The following is a 15,327-nucleotide window of genomic DNA, read 5'->3' on the forward strand; positions in this document are numbered from 1 at the left end:
TGCAGGCAAGTTGTTATTGTGATTGATATTAAGTTTGCCAAGATTGTCTTATACTTGTATTGATGATTTAAGCTATATTCAAAAATATAATTCGGAAATTATACTTGTTTTGGAGGGGATGGTGTCGCGGAAAGGTGCAACAGATTTAAGGGCGCGGGAACTGAAGAAAGTTCTTGAGGGTGCTGTGAGCGGTTTTCAGGGAACTGAATATCAGAGCGTTGTGCGCAGTTTGTGCAGTGAAATGGAAGCGGCACTTGAGCGTGATCTCGGTTCCAAAGATGATCTCGTGGAGCGTTTGACCGAGATCGGCCTTGCTCTTTCCGGGGAAACGCGTCTGGAGCGTTTGCTGGAAATGATCGTTGACGAGGCAAGGGTTCTAACCCGGGCAGACGCCGGAACCCTGTACGTGGTTGACCGCGAAGGCCGTAAGCTTGAATTTTCAATCCTTCAGAATGATACCATGCAGGTACGCATGGGCGGTACCAGCGGAAACGAGATCACCCTGCCTCCCGTTCCTCTGTACTCCTCCGGAAATACACCCAATAAATCTAATGTTTCATCCTATTGCGGGCTGACCGGTGAAACCATTAATATTGCCGATGTGTATGAAGCCGAGGGTTTTGATTTTACCGGACCGCGTAAATATGACGCTGCCACCGGATACCGTTCCAAATCCATGCTGGTGCTGGCCCTGAAAAACCACGAGCAGGATATTATCGGGGTTTTGCAGCTCTTGAACGCCCTGGATGAAGATGGTGAGATTATCGAATTTTCACCGGATGTGGTGGATATTGTGGGTTCACTGGCCTCACAGGCCGCCATTGCCCTGACCAACGCCCAGCTCATTCAGGGATTGAAGGATCTGCTCTATTCGGTCATCCAGAGTATTGCCGCAGCCATTGATGCCAAGTCCCCTTATACCAACGGTCACATTGAGCGTGTAGTGACCATCACTATGATGATTGCTGATAAGGTCAATTGCTTGAAAGAGGGTAAATACGCGGAAACCTGCTTTACTGAAGACGAGCTTGAGGAATTGAAGCTTGCCGCATGGATGCACGATGTGGGCAAGATTTCCATCCCGGAGCATGTGGTGGATAAATCCACAAAGCTGGAAACAATTTTCGACCGTGCTGAGCTGGTGGATGCCCGTTTCAGGCTTATTGCCGAGATCATCAAAAACAGACAGCTGGAAGAAACTGTGGCCGCACTTTCAAACGGCGTTGACCCTTCAAAGGTCATGGAAATAGAGATGCGCTATGCGGTTGAACTGGAGCAGTTGGAAGAAGACAGGCTGTTTATCAATTCCTGCAACATCCCAAAAGAGTTTATGACCGATGAACGCATTGAGCGGGTGACTGATATCGCGTCCCGGACCTATGAGAGTAATGGGGAGACATTCAACTGGTTGACAGATGATGAAGTCAAGAATCTCTGCATCCGTAAAGGGACTCTGACCGATAAAGAACGCACGGTAATTGAAAGTCATGCGGCAATCACCCATGAGATGCTCTCCCGGTTGCCTTTTCCCAAGCGGCTTTCCCGTGTGCCCGAATACGCTGCCGGGCACCATGAGAAGCTGGACGGCTCCGGCTATCCCAACGGACTTGGCGGGGAAGAATTGCCTCTGCAGGCCAGAATTATGGCAGTTGCCGATATTTTTGAAGCCCTGACCGCAAAGGACCGGCCTTACAAAAAGCCCATGAAGCTTTCGCAGGCGATTAAGATTTTAGGGTTTATGGTCAAGGACAAGCACATTGACGAGGATGTATGTAGCCTGTTCATCGAATCCGGTCTGTACATGGATTACGCCAAGGCCGAGCTTGATCCTTCGCAGATTGAAGAAGAATAAGAATTCTGTCTCGGACAATAAAAATCCGACAATAACAATACAAAAAGGGAATGCCGTTTGAGCGGCATTCCCTTTTTGTTGTTCAAATAGTTGGAACTATTTGCTGTATTTGGCTTTGACCGCTTTAAAGGCGTCTTTACCGTCTGCGGTTTTTACGCCTTCAAGCCATGTTTTTACTGTGTCAAGATTGTTAGCAATCCATTCGGAGGCTACGTCTGCAGCTTCCTTGTTTTTGTATCCGTGTTCGTTGATCCATTCGCTCTGGGTCTGTGAAGAGATAACAAAGTTTTCAAGGAGTTTTTGGATTTGAGGGTACTGTTTTACAAATCCTGCACGGGTCACGGTATAGACATCGCTTGCGCTGATCAAGTCTTCTGTTCCGGGAATGGGGTTGAGGAATTTAATGTCCATGCGCACTGCCATCCAGTGAGGTTTCCAGCAGCCGAAAACAACCCATTTGTCCGCTTTGATTCGGTTGCCTGCTTCTGCAAGCATTACCGGTGTGGTGGTGCCTACATGTTCCCATTCGCCAAGCTGGCCCACATTGTTTGCAATCATCTTGCTCATGGCGGTGTGCATTCCTGATCCAGGCTCAATGTCATAGATTGTTTTGTCAAATTTTGCGGCATGTTTATTGAGATCTCCAACGGACTTAACTCCGCCGTCCCATGCCTGTTTGGAAACACACATTCCGATCAACGCATCGCTGAGGTTGGTGCGTACTTTTACGGCCTCTCCTTTTTCTACCAGAGGATCAAGCATGGGGTTCTGTTGCGGTGTCCAGCCTGCAAGGAACACGTCCATGTCGTTCTGGCTCATGCTTTTGTAAATAATAGGCGGGCCGACTTCGAGCATTTCACTTTCATAGCCCATGGCGGAAAGCAACTGTACTACAACATTGGTTTTGACTGTTACTCCGGGCCACGGTGGAACTCCGAATTTAATTTTTGTATCAGCAGATGCAAATGCGGGAATGAATGTCGCAATACATAAAAAAAGGGTAATCTTGATAATACAAGATTTCATTGGATCCTCCAATTGGGTTATGGTGTTCTGGGTTTTATGAAAGTAAAATAGATGCAAGAACAAAGAATATGGTCCTGCAACGTGTTTGTATATGTGGATTTAAAGTAAAAATCAAGGCCCGTCATAAATAATATGACGGGCCTCTTTGATTGATTCTGAAATCGTGATGTCGGATTATCTTTTCTTATTATTTTCCTGCCAATGTGTCAGTACGGTGTCAATGGTGCGTAAGCGGGCAATTTTACGTGCGATATCGATTACAGCCAGCTTGATGAGGCGGTCCTTTTTGGGGTGCATGTATTCCCCGGTCAGGTTCAGGGCGTATGAGGTGGGCGGATCGAATTCAACGCCGAGGAAGTCGCCGTTGATGTCCACCAGTGCGGAGTACTGTTCGTAATCCTCATCATATTCAATGTCCACTTCCGATGCACCTATGACCACGTAATCGATGTAGTTGTCACGGGCGATGGAAATGATTTCGTCTTCGGTTACGGTCTGCTGTGAGGTGGCATATGACCTCTTGCAGGAGTCGAGCAGGAATCCGGTGATCATGCGGTCGCGGTGGGTCTCAAACCCGGCTTCGTTGAATTCCTGCTGCAAAGATTTATTCAGGTTGCGGATCAGGTTTTCGCATTCCTGCGGGGAAAGGTTTTCCCCTTTGATGCGCGGCACCAGTGAAAAGACAATGGTGGGTTTTCCGGTTTTCTTATAAATTTTGTACCCGTCTTTGCTTCCGCATACTCCGCTGGCGGCAAAGGAGAGTAACAGCAGGGAGCTGATCAGCGCACAAAGCAGGATTCTTGATATTTTCATTTTGCCTCCGTCTTGACCGCTATGGTCCTGTTTTACCTTTTACACTGGTTCAGATCACTCAGGGAGTTGATCAGGCTGTTGTACAGATTTACATCCGAAACCTTGGTATGCCGCTTGGCAATAGTGGCGGTCACACCCTTGATGCATTTTACAACCTTGCCGCCGCCTTGCAGGATGGCTGCTGTGGTGTAGTTGCGTTCGATAAATGCACCGAGGTCGTTGTCCTTGGTTCCGGTCTTGATTATCAGCTTGTAGACTACCTGCGGTTTGGGCAAACGCATGGTGGTCTGGTAGACATTATCTCGTTCGGAAAATCCGGATTTATCCGCCCCCTGCTGGAATGATACGCCGAACATGGATACCGCTGCATGCAGTCCGCGTCTGAACGCAGGCCCGCGCGATTTTGGCGGGAGCACAAGGTTCTCTTCAGAGAGAGCCTGCGACGCAAGCATCTGGGCCAGTGATTTATATTTGGCGTGGTTTTCGATACGTTTTTGCGTACCTTTGGAAAGCTCGATTTGTTTTATTTCGCACGTTTTTGTGGAAAACAGGTAGTCGAGATCGGCAAGGCATTTGCCCAGCTCGTTCTGGGCACCCGGTTTAAGTCGTTTTTTGTCAGTGAAAAAACCGACAATGGCGGCCCTTATCTGCCCGGCAAGCGGGTTCAGGCTGAAGCTTGGGGTTTTATCAAGATAGGGAACTGAGATCAGCATGGGGGCAGAGTATACCAAAGATTCCGTTGCGGCCTGAAAAAGCAGGAAGTTCAGGCCGATATAGACCCGCCCCTTATACAGTCGCTGTTCAGCTGATCCGTATTCGTCCACAAATGAAATCACATTGTCCACAAATAGCAGGGGGACGAGGATGGATTCGGGATCGAATTTGGTGTTGAATCCGGCCCGTTTTATGTTCACACCCTCGTTTTTAGCTGCAGCGCGCTTTAGAAATCCAAGCACCCCTTTGCGCAGGGCTTTTTTGAACTGCTTGTCTTTGAGGATTGTTTCAAGCTCTGCCTTGTGGCGGTCCTTTTCTTTATTGCGCACCTTGCCGATGGCGGATGGAATGATATAAAGCTCCTTCGCCTCGGACCATGCGGGACAAAGCAGCATGGCCAGTAGAACCGGAATTATGCACAATAAGCGGACCATATTTTTACCACTGGTGTCCCTGAATATTATCTTGGGCTTCCTGATCCTTGATGTCTTCTGTTTTATGCTTGGAGCTTTCTGTTTCATCTTTCAGGTCCCCGGCTGATTCACCTACGTCATGCATGGTGGTCTTGGCTGACTGGGCATGCTGGAATTTTTTTGCACAACCGGTGGAGCCGAGCAGCAGCATGGAGCAGATGATGAGCATCAGTATTTTTTTCATTGGTATACTCCTTTTGAATTTTGTTTAGTCTAGCATGTCTTCAGCCAGAGCAACAGAGGAAGCTTTCTCTTCTACCTGCTTAAAGCCGGATGCGGCCTGACTGGCAAGCTTCTTTTTCAGTCTGCTGCTTAAGGTCAGTTTTTGCTGGTAATAAGATTCGAGCATGGTGGTGACCTGCGTGTTTTTACGGCGTGCGGTCATGATAATGCTGCTGATATCTTTGCCCTGTTTTGTGATTACAGCCGAGTTGCCTTCAATGTAGTTGAAGTCGGCTTCAAAGTCGTTGAAAAGGCTTTGCAGGCTCTCAAATTGTTCCATGGTATCCATAAGCCTTGGAAGTGCAGCTATTGCCCCGATGGGGTTATTCTGGGCATTACTTATCTGTGCAACCAGTTCTGCAATGGAGAGGCCGATAATTGTCAGTTGTTTGGTAACTTCCGCACTCATCTGTTCGCCTTTTTCAGCATATGAGTTCATGGCCCGGTCAATGCTCAGGATAACATTGCCTGATTTGTCCATGCTCATGTCGTAAAGTGCATTGGATGCGTGCAGATTGGTGGAAAATGAACTGATGATGGAGTCGAGGTTTTGAAGCTGTGCTGCATTGAGCTGTGAAAAATCAGCAGCTTCTGATTTTATCCGGCTTTCCAGAGCCTTGAGCATCCTGCCGTTCTCGGCAATTTTTACCGCCGCTCCTTCGATTGAGTCGGTGGGCTCGTATGAAAGGTCTTTGATGAAAGCCTTGATGGAGATCTTTTTCATGCCTGTGGAGCTGACACCCCGTGCTGTATCTGCCGCGGCCTTGTAGTTCTGGTTCATGGCGGAAACAGTTTTGCCCACCAGAGATTGCAGGGCGCGGGTCTCGTTGAGTGCGCCGAGCATCTGCTCTCTGATTTCAACTGTTTTTTTTGCCAACTCCTTGCTTGTGTCCAATGTTTTCAGGATATTGATAAGAGCGTCGTTGGTGCTTTGGGGCTGGGCGGCCTGCATGTTCTTCTGTCCGCCACCCATAAGTGCCTGGGCAAAGGCACCGAATAATGCCATCGCGGCCTGATTGTCTCCGCTGCTTTTCTTTTTAACTGTTTTTTTCTTGGTTTTGGTGCTGGTCCTGATTTTGATTTTTTCTTTTTTGGGCTTGGGGGCAAACTTTTTTGCAGGCGTTGCCGCTGCAATATTGGTGGATCCGGAATCTTCCGGTACTACTTTGGCGGTAAAGGTTCTTGTTTCAGTCTTGGCTATGGGGGTCAGCGGGTCGGCAACACATACTTTGGTGAAAGCATAACCTTCAAAGTCTTCACCTTTGATCAGGTAAAAATCGTTTTCAACACCCATGATGTCGAAGGTGGTCTGGGGCTGCAGTATCCGGACGCTGGGAGATTTCTTGCTGGCTGCTTCGTAGACAACGGCTTTTTCTTTGTTGCGTCCTCTGGTGCCGAGGTAGTTTCCGAAATCAAGATTGATCAGCTTGTGGTAGACGAAGCCGGGCTTTCCGCTGCCGTCCATACGTTTGATTTTGTACCAGTTGCCGTTCTTTCCGACCAGTTCCACCTGTGTGTTTCTGGCCAGAATATCAACAATATCCGCTTTGGATGACGAGACTTCGCGGACATTGCTTTTAAGGAGTGATCTACCTGTAACAACGGGTGTGATGACTACTGTTTCTGTGCGCACTGCAGTTTTGACTGCGTTGTTCTGCTGTTTGTTCTTCTGCGGAATGCATCCTGCTGCAAGCAGGCATAGCGCAAGAGATACCAAAACGTATGATACCAATCTTGATGACATGAAATACCTCCCTATATTCATGTATATGTACTGGCCCTAAAGATTTCTATAGCTGACAGATTATAAAAATCATACCAAGTCTCGGCTTATGGCATATTTTCTAAATAGAATAAAGTAGTTTAACTTATTTTGTCGATAAAAAAATGAATTTTTTGCATGTCGCGCAGGGCGGAGGAATTTTGTTGGCGCGGCGTAAAAGAAAAAATCCCGTGAAGATCAATCATCACGGGATTTTTTACGATATTGCTAAGGCAAATTTAAATCTGATCGCCGGTCTTGCCGAAACGACGCTGGCGTCCGGCAAAATCGGCCAGAGCTTTATCCAGTTCTTCAGGGGTGAAGTCAGGCCAGTAGACATCGGTGAAATAAAGTTCCGAGTATGCGGCCTGATAGAGCAGGTAATTTGATAAACGCTGCTCTCCGCTGGTGCGGATGATCAGGTCCGGGTCGGGCTGCCCGGCAGTGTACAGGTAGCCGGACAGGGTTTCCTCGGTAATCTTATCTTCACTGATTCCTTCAGAAATCATTTTTCTGCAGGCCCTTACCAGTTCATCCCTGCCTGAATAGTTCAGGGCCAGATTGAGGGTCATGGACTTGCAGTTTTCCGTTTTTTTTATGGTGTGGGCCACAACTTGTCTTACGCCGAAGGGGAACTCAGAGAGTTCCCCCAGTATTTTCAGGCGTACACCCTGCTCACGCAGGCTGGACAATTCTTTTTTCAGGAAGACTTGCAGAAGATCGAATAGTGTTGCGATTTCGTCTTTGGGTCTGGCCCAGTTTTCCTTGGAAAAGGTATACAGAGTCAGGTGTTCAACGCCGAGTTCGCGGCATCTGGTGACGATGTTTTTCGCAGCTTCGGTCCCGGCCTTATGGCCTTCGCTTCGCTTTAGTCCTCGCGATTTGGCCCACCGTCCATTGCCGTCCATGATGACGGCGATATGTCGGGGCGTCATGATATTAGATTTCCAGAATTTCCTTCTCTTTTTCGCCGCATGCTACATCGCATTTTTTGACGTAATCATCAGTGATTTTCTGTACGTCGTCCTGAGCTTTGCGCTGTTCGTCTTCGGATATATCCTTGTCCTTTTCCAGCTTTTTCAGGGTGTCGTTCATGTCGCGACGAACGTTGCGGATAGCGATTTTGGAATCTTCGGTGTACTTTTTAGCGATTTTAACCAGTTCCTTACGGCGTTCCTCAGTGAGGGGCGGAATGGTGATACGCAGTACTTTACCGTCATTAACAGGGTTCAAGCCGAGGTCGGACTGCTGCAGGGCTTTCTCAATAAGCGGGAAAGCTCCTTTATCCCAAGGCTGGATGGAGATGGTCCGGGAATCGGGAATAGAAACGGAAGCCAACTGGTTAATGGGAGTAGGGGTTCCGTAGTAATCAACGGAAACGTTATCCACCAGCGAGGTGGCTGCACGACCGGTGCGCAGTTTTGCGAAATCGTTTTCCAGTGAGGTCAGTGCGCCTTCCATTCTTTTTTTGCCGTCGGCAAGAACTTCCTTAATCATTATTATCCTCCGTGAACAATTGTTCCGATCTGCTCACCTTTAACAACCCGTTCGATATTTCCTTTTTCGAAAAGGTTGAAAACAATGATGGGCATGTTGTTATCCATGGCCAGTGAAGTGGCGGTGGAGTCCATTACACCCAGTCTCTTTTCCAGAGTTTCAAGGTAGGTGATAGATTCAAATTTAACTGCATCGTCGTGCTTCATCGGGTCCTTATCGTAGACACCGTCCACTTTAGTCGCCTTGATGATAGCCTCGGTCTTAAGTTCCATGGCCCTGAGTGCTGCTGCGGTGTCGGTAGTGAAATAAGGGTTACCGGTACCGGCTGCACAAATTACAACCCTGCCTTTTTCAAGGTGGCGTACGGCCCTGCGGCGAATGTAAGGCTCGGCCACGGCCTGCATGGGGATGGCGGACATAACCCTTGTATCACATCCCAGCTTTTCAAGGGCGTCCTGAACAGCCAGAGCGTTCATGATGGTTGCCAGCATTCCCATGTAGTCGGCGGAAGCGCGGTCCATGCCTTTTGCAGAATCAGACATGCCGCGAAAAATATTACCGCCGCCGATGACCAGAGCGACCTGAAGTCCTTTCTTGGCAACCTCTGCAATTTCGCCTGCAAATTGGCTGATTGCTGAAGGTTTGATACCGAACTGCTGGTCGCCTGCCAGTGCCTCACCGCTGAGTTTGATCATTACCCGTGAATAGCGCAACTTGTCCATACTTTCTCCCGTTTTTCCGCGGATCTTGTCCGGTTATGAGTAGATATATCGGCCGGAGATTGAATTATCTGGCGCGGGAGGGGCGTTCCCTCCTGTCTTCCGGCTGTATAATATGTTTTTCCCGTTTCCGTTCAGTTGCCCGATGTTACCAGAAAATCCCGCGTCCGGTAATCAACAGGTCAGAAATTGCTCCTTTAAAAAGCTCAAACCCATACGGACAGGTTCCGTATTGATTTGAGCTTAGAAAAATATCCACCGCTGAACTTTCCGCATATTGTTTCGGTCAGTTCGTTTTCGCGGCTTTAGGTCGCTGTGAGGAGCAGGTAGTCGGTGTTTCAAATTTATCCTTGGTCGGAGGTGATCCGCTTGTTAAAAAAAGGACAAAAAAAACGGGCCTTGCGGCCCGTTTTAATGAAGTCTTATTCAGCTTCGCTTTCTTCGGCTGCTGCTTCCGCGAGGTTGATGCGGGCGAAGCGACCGATCTGCATGTTCTCACCGAGAACTGCGATGGTGTCGTTGAGGAGGTCTTTAATGGTCTTCTTGTCGTCCTTGATGAAGGGCTGCTCAAGAAGGCATACTTCTTTGTAGTATTTGTTTACACGGCCTTCAACGATCTTTTCAGCGATGTTTTCGGGCTTGCCTTCGGCAATAGCCTGCTGCTTGTAGATTTCTTTTTCTTTCTCAAGCATTTCCTGAGGCAGATCTTCGGGCTTTACACAAACAGGGCTGGTAGCTGCAACCTGCATTGCGAGGTCTTTGGACAGCTGGATGAACTGTTCAGCCTTAGCAACGAAGTCGGTTTCACATTGGAGTTCAACCATAGCAACGAGTTTGCCGTTGCTGTGGGTGTAAGTGCCGACCAGACCTTCGCTGGTAGCGCGGCCTGCTTTCTTGGCAGCCTTGGCGAGGCCTTTTTCACGCAGGTGCTTGATTGCTTTTTCTTCGTCACCGCCGCATTCTGCGAGGGCTTTTTTGCAATCCATCATTCCTACGCCGGTTTTCTCACGCAGGGCCTTAACCATCTGTGCGGTAATAGCCATGATTATTTTGCCTCCTGAGGAGTTTCTTCTTTAGCTTCAGTTTCTACAGCTTTCTCAGCAGCTTTGGTTTCTTCAGCTTCCATAGCTTTGTCTTCCTTGCGGCGTGCTGCGCCTTCGAGGCAGGCATCAGCCATGTGGGAAGCGAAGAGCTTGATAGCGCGGATAGCGTCATCGTTGCCGGGAATGATGTAGTCAACCATATCGGGATCGCAGTTGGAGTCTACTACTGCAACTACGGGGATACCGAGCTTGCGGCATTCCTGAATAGCGATCTGCTCACGCTTGGGATCGATGACGAAAGCAACAGCGGGTGCACCGTTCAGGTCTTTGATACCGCCGAGTGCGAGGTTGAGTTTCTTAACCTCACGACCCATCATTACGATTTCTTTTTTGGGGAAACGTTTGATGGAACCGTCTTCGAACATTTCTTCAAGCTTTTTGAGGCGATCGATGCTTTTTTTGATGGTCTGGAAGTTGGTCAGAGTACCACCCATCCAGCGGTGGGTCACGTGGAACATGCCTGCGCGGGATGCTTCAGCAGCGATGGCTTCCTGAGCCTGACGCTTGGTGCCGATGAAAAGAACTTTGCCGCCTTTTGCAACGGAGTCTGCGATGAAGTCGTGAGCTTTACGGAAAAGCTTTACGGTCTGCTGCAGGTCCATGATGTGGATACCGTTACGTGCGCCGAAAATGTAAGGACGCATTTTGGGGTTCCAACGACGGGTCTGGTGACCAAAGTGAACACCGGTCTCCAGCATCTGTTTCATAGTTACGTATGCCATAATTTCCTCCTGGGTTTTTCCTCCATCCCGGCGATAATGAACCTGCAACCGTTGCAGGCACCCATATTGAGGCCGGAATGTGTGATTTGGCTACGCACCATTACAGGGATTAGCCGCAAAAGGCAACCCTAGGTGCGATGTTTTTTGAAAATTCTTACTGCACCGGCGTGTTCAGCGAATCATCGTCAACAACCGGGTTGCTGAGCTTGCCGATTCCTTCAATCTCCACTTCGACCCGGTCTCCGGCAGTCAATGTACCGATTCCCGGAGGTGTCCCGGTCAGGATAACGTCACCGGGATTGAGGGTCATGTGGTGTGAAATATAGCTGACCAGTTCTGCCGGGCTGTGCTGCATGTCGGCAATGGTGCCTTCCTGCCGGACCTTATCATTAACTATAGTACGGATGCCCAGTCCGCTGACGTCAATATCGGTTTCAATGCAGGGACCGATGGGAGCGAAGGTGTCGAAGCCCTTGGCCCGGGTGAAGAGAGTATCCTTGCGCTGGAAATCCCGTGCGGTCACATCGTTGGCGCAGGCGTAGCCGAAAATTCGCGGCGCAATATCATGCGGCATCACATTTTTAGTTGTCTGCCCCATGACTACGGCCAGTTCTCCTTCATAATCCACCTGTTGCGAGGCGGAGGGGATGATAATTGCGTCGTTATCCCCGATCACCGCGGAGGGCGGTTTGAGGAAAATCATGGGTTCGTCCGGGATGGCCATATCCAGTTCCGCTGCATGGGCTTTGTAATTGAGTCCCACACAGACGATTTTGGAAGGCACAACAATGGGCAGGACCGTGCATTCAGAGGTCGGAATAGGTTCGGAACCGGGCTGTCCGGTAACCAGACTTTTGAAATATCCTTCCTCTAAAGTTGCGTAAAATATTCTTTCGCCATGCCTGATCCTGTAGACTTTCATCTATTCTCCCGGTCTGAAGTTGACTGCAAATCGAAGATTAGCACAAATCTGAAATTCATTAAACAGCGGCAGTGTTTTTATAGGATGCATTTGTCACATTTGGCGTCGATGTCTTTTTCTTCATCTCCGGTCAGGGATATGGCCAGCGGGATAACCACCGGATCGCGGCCCAGTACCTTGCGGAAAAAGCGGCGCAGGGCGGAACGGATGCGTTCTTTGAGCTTGTTGGTGTGCCCCGGAGGAATGTTCTCGAAAACATCAAGTACAATGCATTTGGCATCTTCCAGCAGGTGGGAGTATTGCTGTTCGAAGACAAACCCCTTGGATGTGACTTCCGGTCCTTTGAGGATTTCTCCGGTTTCCACGTCCACCACAAGGGCGACAATGACCAGCCCTTCCCCGGCCAGCAGCTGGCGTTCCTTGAGTACGGTCTGGCCTACGTCACCTACGCCTTTGCCGTCCACGAGGGTGCATTGCACTGGGACGTTTTCTTCAAAGCGGATGCCGTGCAGCAGGAATGTGACCGGTTCGCCGTCTTCGATGACCAGTGCCCGTTCCGGGGCGACTCCGGTCTCAACGGCCAGTCGGGAATGTTTGATCAGATGCCTGTACTCACCGTGTACAGGGATAAAATATTTGGGACGTACAGTTTCCAGCATGGTGCGCAGTTCTTCGCGGTGGGCATGGCCGGAAGCGTGGATGCCCTGAACTTTTTCATAAAGGACTTCCGCACCGAGCTTGTAGAGTCTATTGATAACTCTGGTGATGGCCTTGGTGTTGCCGGGAATAAAGCGCGAGGACATGAGCACCAGATCGCCTTCCTTGATGGAAAGCTGGCGGTGGTCCCCGGTGGAAAGGCGCGAAAGGGAAGCCAGTGATTCGCCCTGCGATCCGGTTACCAGCAGGACTACTTCATCATCGCGGTAATCGGGCAGGTTTTCAAGGTCGATAAGTGTTCCGCCCGGAAAGCGCAGCTTGTCCAGATCGCGAGCCAGATCGATGTTACGGGCAAGAGATTTGCCGCTGACCCCGACTTTTCTGTCAGTTTCTACAGCAAGGTCGAATATTTCCTGCATGCGCTGGATATGGCTGGAAAAGAGGGTGACCAGAATACGGCCTTCCGCTTCTATAAAAAGGTCGCGCATGGTGTTTTTGATTTCACTTTCAGTGAGGGCGTGTCCGTCCTGTTCCACGTTGGTGGAGTCGGAGAAGAGCAGGCTGACCCCCGGCTCGGAAAATTTGCTGATTGCTTCAAGGTCGGTGGCGTGTCCGTCCAGCGGATTGCGGTCGATTTTGAAGTCTCCGGTATGAACTACCCGGCCCACAGGGGTTTCAATTCCCAGTGCGTAGCCTTCGATGATGGAATGGCAGACCGGGAAAAAGTTGAAATGCATGTCGCCCAGTTCAATGCGTTCATGGGGCTTTACTTCGCGCAGGTCCACATAATTTTCGAGATTATGTTCGCGGAGTTTGTTTTCCACCAGTCCGAGGGTGAACTTGGAGCCGTAGACCGGAACATCAATATAAGGAAGCAGCCACGGCAGGGCACCTATATGATCCTCGTGACCGTGGGTCAGGATGATTCCCTTGAGGATGTCTTTCTTGGTCAGGATGTGGTCGAAGCGGGGGATGGCGATGTCCACCCCGAAAAGGGCGTCATCCGGGAAGATCAACCCGCAGTCGATGACCACCGCGCTTTCAGCGGTGCTCAGCATCATACAGTTCAGGCCGATTTCACCCAGTCCGCCCAGCGGGCATACTGTAAGCTGTGGATCACTCATCTTTCAGCTCCGCATAGGCTGCGCCCATGACTTCTTCAAGCTGCTCCTTGAGTTTAACCCGGTCGCGTACCTTATATTCAGAAATATCAATGGGCGGCAGGGCCTTGATTTTAATCTCCTGAAACGGATTCATCCACAGGCTGTGTTTTTTGCAGACCCTGTTGATGCCGTACATGACCACCGGGGCGATGGGCTTCTGGCATTTCAGGGCCAGAACCATTCCGCCGGTTTTAAACTCCATCAGTCCGTCTTTTTCCGGTGCCGGGTTGCGGGTGCCTTCGGGGAAGATAAGCGGAGAGAGGCCGCTGTTGGCGACATTGATGGCGTTCTGGATGTCGCGCATGCCCTGACGGCGGTTTTCGCGGTCAATGGAAATGTGATTCCCGGCAGTCATGGCATGTCCGAAGACCGGGAAATCGAAAAGTTGTTTTTTGGCTACGAATTTAAATTCCCATGGTGCAAGAAATTTGAAGAGCAGGGGGATATCGTAGAAGCTCTGGTGGTTTACCATGAACACATATGTTTCATTTTCATCCAGCGCGCTCAGGTCAACCCGGTTTGTGCTGGCGCAGAGCCAGACAACGAGTTTGCCCCAGTTGCGCTCACTCCAGTGGGCGGAGGTCTGGTTGCGTCCGATAATGGCCACGATGGAAAAGAATATCGTGGCCGGAAAAAATACAAGGTAGAAAAATAAAGTTCTGAGTACGTTCACTGTGATACTGGCGGTTAAACTGTTCTTATGAAAAATATGTTCATGGCAGGGGATTTTTCCACTCTGCCTGTCGGTCATTAACTAATATCAGATAAGCAACCCATTAAGTAGTTTAATTTTCCCCGCTGGACAAGGGGGCGAGGGAAAATAATGAAAATAGGGGAGGCTGGTCGGGAAAGTGTCTGTCAATCCCGCTGGACCTGAACAGGAAGTTTTTACAATTGATTTAATTATTGAATTTTTTTCTGAATAAGGCAGAGTTAGGTGAAACCCCTTAAAAGGAATGGTAGAAATGGAAAGTGGAACTGATAGCTTGTGGAAGGCCAAGTACCTTTTGGACATTGATGAAGTTGACACTCAGCACCGGCACTATTTTTCAATCTGTAGCAAAATAGTTAACCTGTGCGATCTTGCCCGGTCCGGCAAGGATGTTACTTTCGGTCCTTTTCTGGTCGCAATTTTTGAAATGCGTAGCTATTCATTCAAACATTTTCTCACAGAAGAAGCCCTGCTTGCCAAATACAAGTATCCCCGGTCATTTGCTCATATTGAATTGCACGATCAATACATAGAGGTAATCAGGCAGTTCACCAAGAAGATAAAAATTTATCATAAACAGGCCAAAACTGCAGTTGATCATGACTTTCTTGCCGAAGCAGAACAGCTCACCGAATTTGCCCTGAACTGGTGGGCTAAGCATATTATGGAAGAAGATAAAAAGTATGCGGATTTTATAAAGGACGCAGGTCGTGAGCAGGCCAAGGAAGAGCGGCATTTCGGGCTTAAGACCGAAAAGTAAGAATAAAGCGCGTTGCGTTGTTGCTGATACTAAGAAAGGCCGGGACACATGTCCCGGCCTTCCAGATTGCTGACTAACCCCGCTTTTCTCGGAAAGCGGGGTTTTATTATGCTTTCTTCCGTTCGATTTAATTTGAAAAGCTCAAGTTTGTGCGACCAAAGTCAGATTTGGGATCAGAAGGGAAAATTGTGTTTATTTTGGAGAAAAGTG

At 49.2% G+C, this 15,327-nt stretch carries 15 protein-coding genes; 2 read left to right on the forward strand and 13 right to left on the reverse strand.

Annotation, left to right across the window (positions count from 1 at the left end):
* Nucleotides 1-121 precede the first annotated feature (121 nt).
* Nucleotides 122-1,852 carry an HD domain-containing phosphohydrolase gene (locus FMR86_RS17095; RefSeq protein ID WP_373682497.1) on the forward strand — a complete coding sequence of 577 codons (1,731 nt, stop codon included), beginning with the start codon at nucleotides 122-124 and terminating at the stop codon, nucleotides 1,850-1,852.
* Nucleotides 1,853-1,948: 96 nt separating this feature from the next.
* Here FMR86_RS17095 and FMR86_RS17100 read toward each other — a convergent pair whose 3' ends face one another.
* The 13 genes from FMR86_RS17100 to FMR86_RS17160 all read right to left on the reverse strand — a co-directional run bounded on the left by FMR86_RS17100 (nucleotide 1,949) and on the right by FMR86_RS17160 (nucleotide 14,396).
* Nucleotides 1,949-2,878 carry a glycine betaine ABC transporter substrate-binding protein gene (locus FMR86_RS17100; protein ID WP_163352611.1) on the reverse strand — a complete coding sequence of 310 codons (930 nt, stop codon included), beginning with the start codon at nucleotides 2,876-2,878 and terminating at the stop codon, nucleotides 1,949-1,951.
* 174 nt (nucleotides 2,879-3,052) lie between these two features.
* Entirely contained in the window at nucleotides 3,053-3,691 is a 639-nt protein-coding gene (locus tag FMR86_RS17105; protein WP_163352612.1) for a hypothetical protein, read from the reverse strand.
* A 32-nt stretch (nucleotides 3,692-3,723) separates the two neighbouring features.
* Nucleotides 3,724-4,839, reverse strand: coding sequence for a hypothetical protein (locus tag FMR86_RS17110; protein ID WP_163352613.1), 1,116 nt, complete (start codon nucleotides 4,837-4,839; stop codon nucleotides 3,724-3,726).
* A 4-nt stretch (nucleotides 4,840-4,843) separates the two neighbouring features.
* The gene (locus FMR86_RS17115) at nucleotides 4,844-5,062 is read right to left on the reverse strand and encodes a hypothetical protein (protein ID WP_163352614.1); all 219 of its coding nucleotides are present in this window, start codon (nucleotides 5,060-5,062) and stop codon (nucleotides 4,844-4,846) included.
* 24 nt (nucleotides 5,063-5,086) lie between these two features.
* Nucleotides 5,087-6,844 carry an SH3 domain-containing protein gene (locus FMR86_RS17120; RefSeq protein ID WP_163352615.1) on the reverse strand — a complete coding sequence of 586 codons (1,758 nt, stop codon included), beginning with the start codon at nucleotides 6,842-6,844 and terminating at the stop codon, nucleotides 5,087-5,089.
* A gap of 257 nt (nucleotides 6,845-7,101) precedes the next feature.
* Nucleotides 7,102-7,797, reverse strand: coding sequence for a polyprenyl diphosphate synthase (gene uppS / locus FMR86_RS17125; RefSeq protein WP_163352616.1), 696 nt, complete (start codon nucleotides 7,795-7,797; stop codon nucleotides 7,102-7,104).
* A gap of 4 nt (nucleotides 7,798-7,801) precedes the next feature.
* Nucleotides 7,802-8,359 carry a ribosome recycling factor gene (frr, locus tag FMR86_RS17130; RefSeq protein WP_163352617.1) on the reverse strand — a complete coding sequence of 186 codons (558 nt, stop codon included), beginning with the start codon at nucleotides 8,357-8,359 and terminating at the stop codon, nucleotides 7,802-7,804.
* A 2-nt stretch (nucleotides 8,360-8,361) separates the two neighbouring features.
* The gene (gene pyrH, locus FMR86_RS17135) at nucleotides 8,362-9,081 is read right to left on the reverse strand and encodes a UMP kinase (protein ID WP_015851143.1); all 720 of its coding nucleotides are present in this window, start codon (nucleotides 9,079-9,081) and stop codon (nucleotides 8,362-8,364) included.
* Nucleotides 9,082-9,500: 419 nt separating this feature from the next.
* On the reverse strand, nucleotides 9,501-10,121 hold the full coding sequence (gene tsf, locus FMR86_RS17140) for a translation elongation factor Ts (RefSeq protein WP_203544967.1): 621 nt from the start codon (nucleotides 10,119-10,121) through the stop codon (nucleotides 9,501-9,503).
* 2 nt (nucleotides 10,122-10,123) lie between these two features.
* The gene (rpsB, locus tag FMR86_RS17145; RefSeq protein ID WP_163352618.1) at nucleotides 10,124-10,903 is read right to left on the reverse strand and encodes a 30S ribosomal protein S2; all 780 of its coding nucleotides are present in this window, start codon (nucleotides 10,901-10,903) and stop codon (nucleotides 10,124-10,126) included.
* A 154-nt stretch (nucleotides 10,904-11,057) separates the two neighbouring features.
* Entirely contained in the window at nucleotides 11,058-11,825 is a 768-nt protein-coding gene (locus FMR86_RS17150; protein WP_163352622.1) for a fumarylacetoacetate hydrolase family protein, read from the reverse strand.
* A 77-nt stretch (nucleotides 11,826-11,902) separates the two neighbouring features.
* On the reverse strand, nucleotides 11,903-13,606 hold the full coding sequence (locus tag FMR86_RS17155) for a ribonuclease J (protein ID WP_163352623.1): 1,704 nt from the start codon (nucleotides 13,604-13,606) through the stop codon (nucleotides 11,903-11,905).
* Complete coding sequence (locus tag FMR86_RS17160) at nucleotides 13,599-14,396, reverse strand: 1-acyl-sn-glycerol-3-phosphate acyltransferase (protein ID WP_239057281.1); 798 nt, start codon at nucleotides 14,394-14,396, stop codon at nucleotides 13,599-13,601. The genes FMR86_RS17155 and FMR86_RS17160 overlap by 8 nt, the downstream gene beginning before the upstream one ends.
* Nucleotides 14,397-14,610: 214 nt before the next feature.
* Here FMR86_RS17160 and FMR86_RS17165 point away from each other — a divergent pair, with 214 nt between their 5' ends.
* Nucleotides 14,611-15,117: a bacteriohemerythrin gene (locus FMR86_RS17165; protein ID WP_163352624.1), complete on the forward strand. Its 507-nt coding sequence runs from the start codon at nucleotides 14,611-14,613 to the stop codon at nucleotides 15,115-15,117.
* Nucleotides 15,118-15,327 lie beyond the last annotated feature (210 nt).

Source organism: Desulfovibrio sp. JC010, from assembly GCF_010470675.1.
Taxonomy (GTDB): Bacteria; Desulfobacterota; Desulfovibrionia; order Desulfovibrionales; family Desulfovibrionaceae; genus Maridesulfovibrio.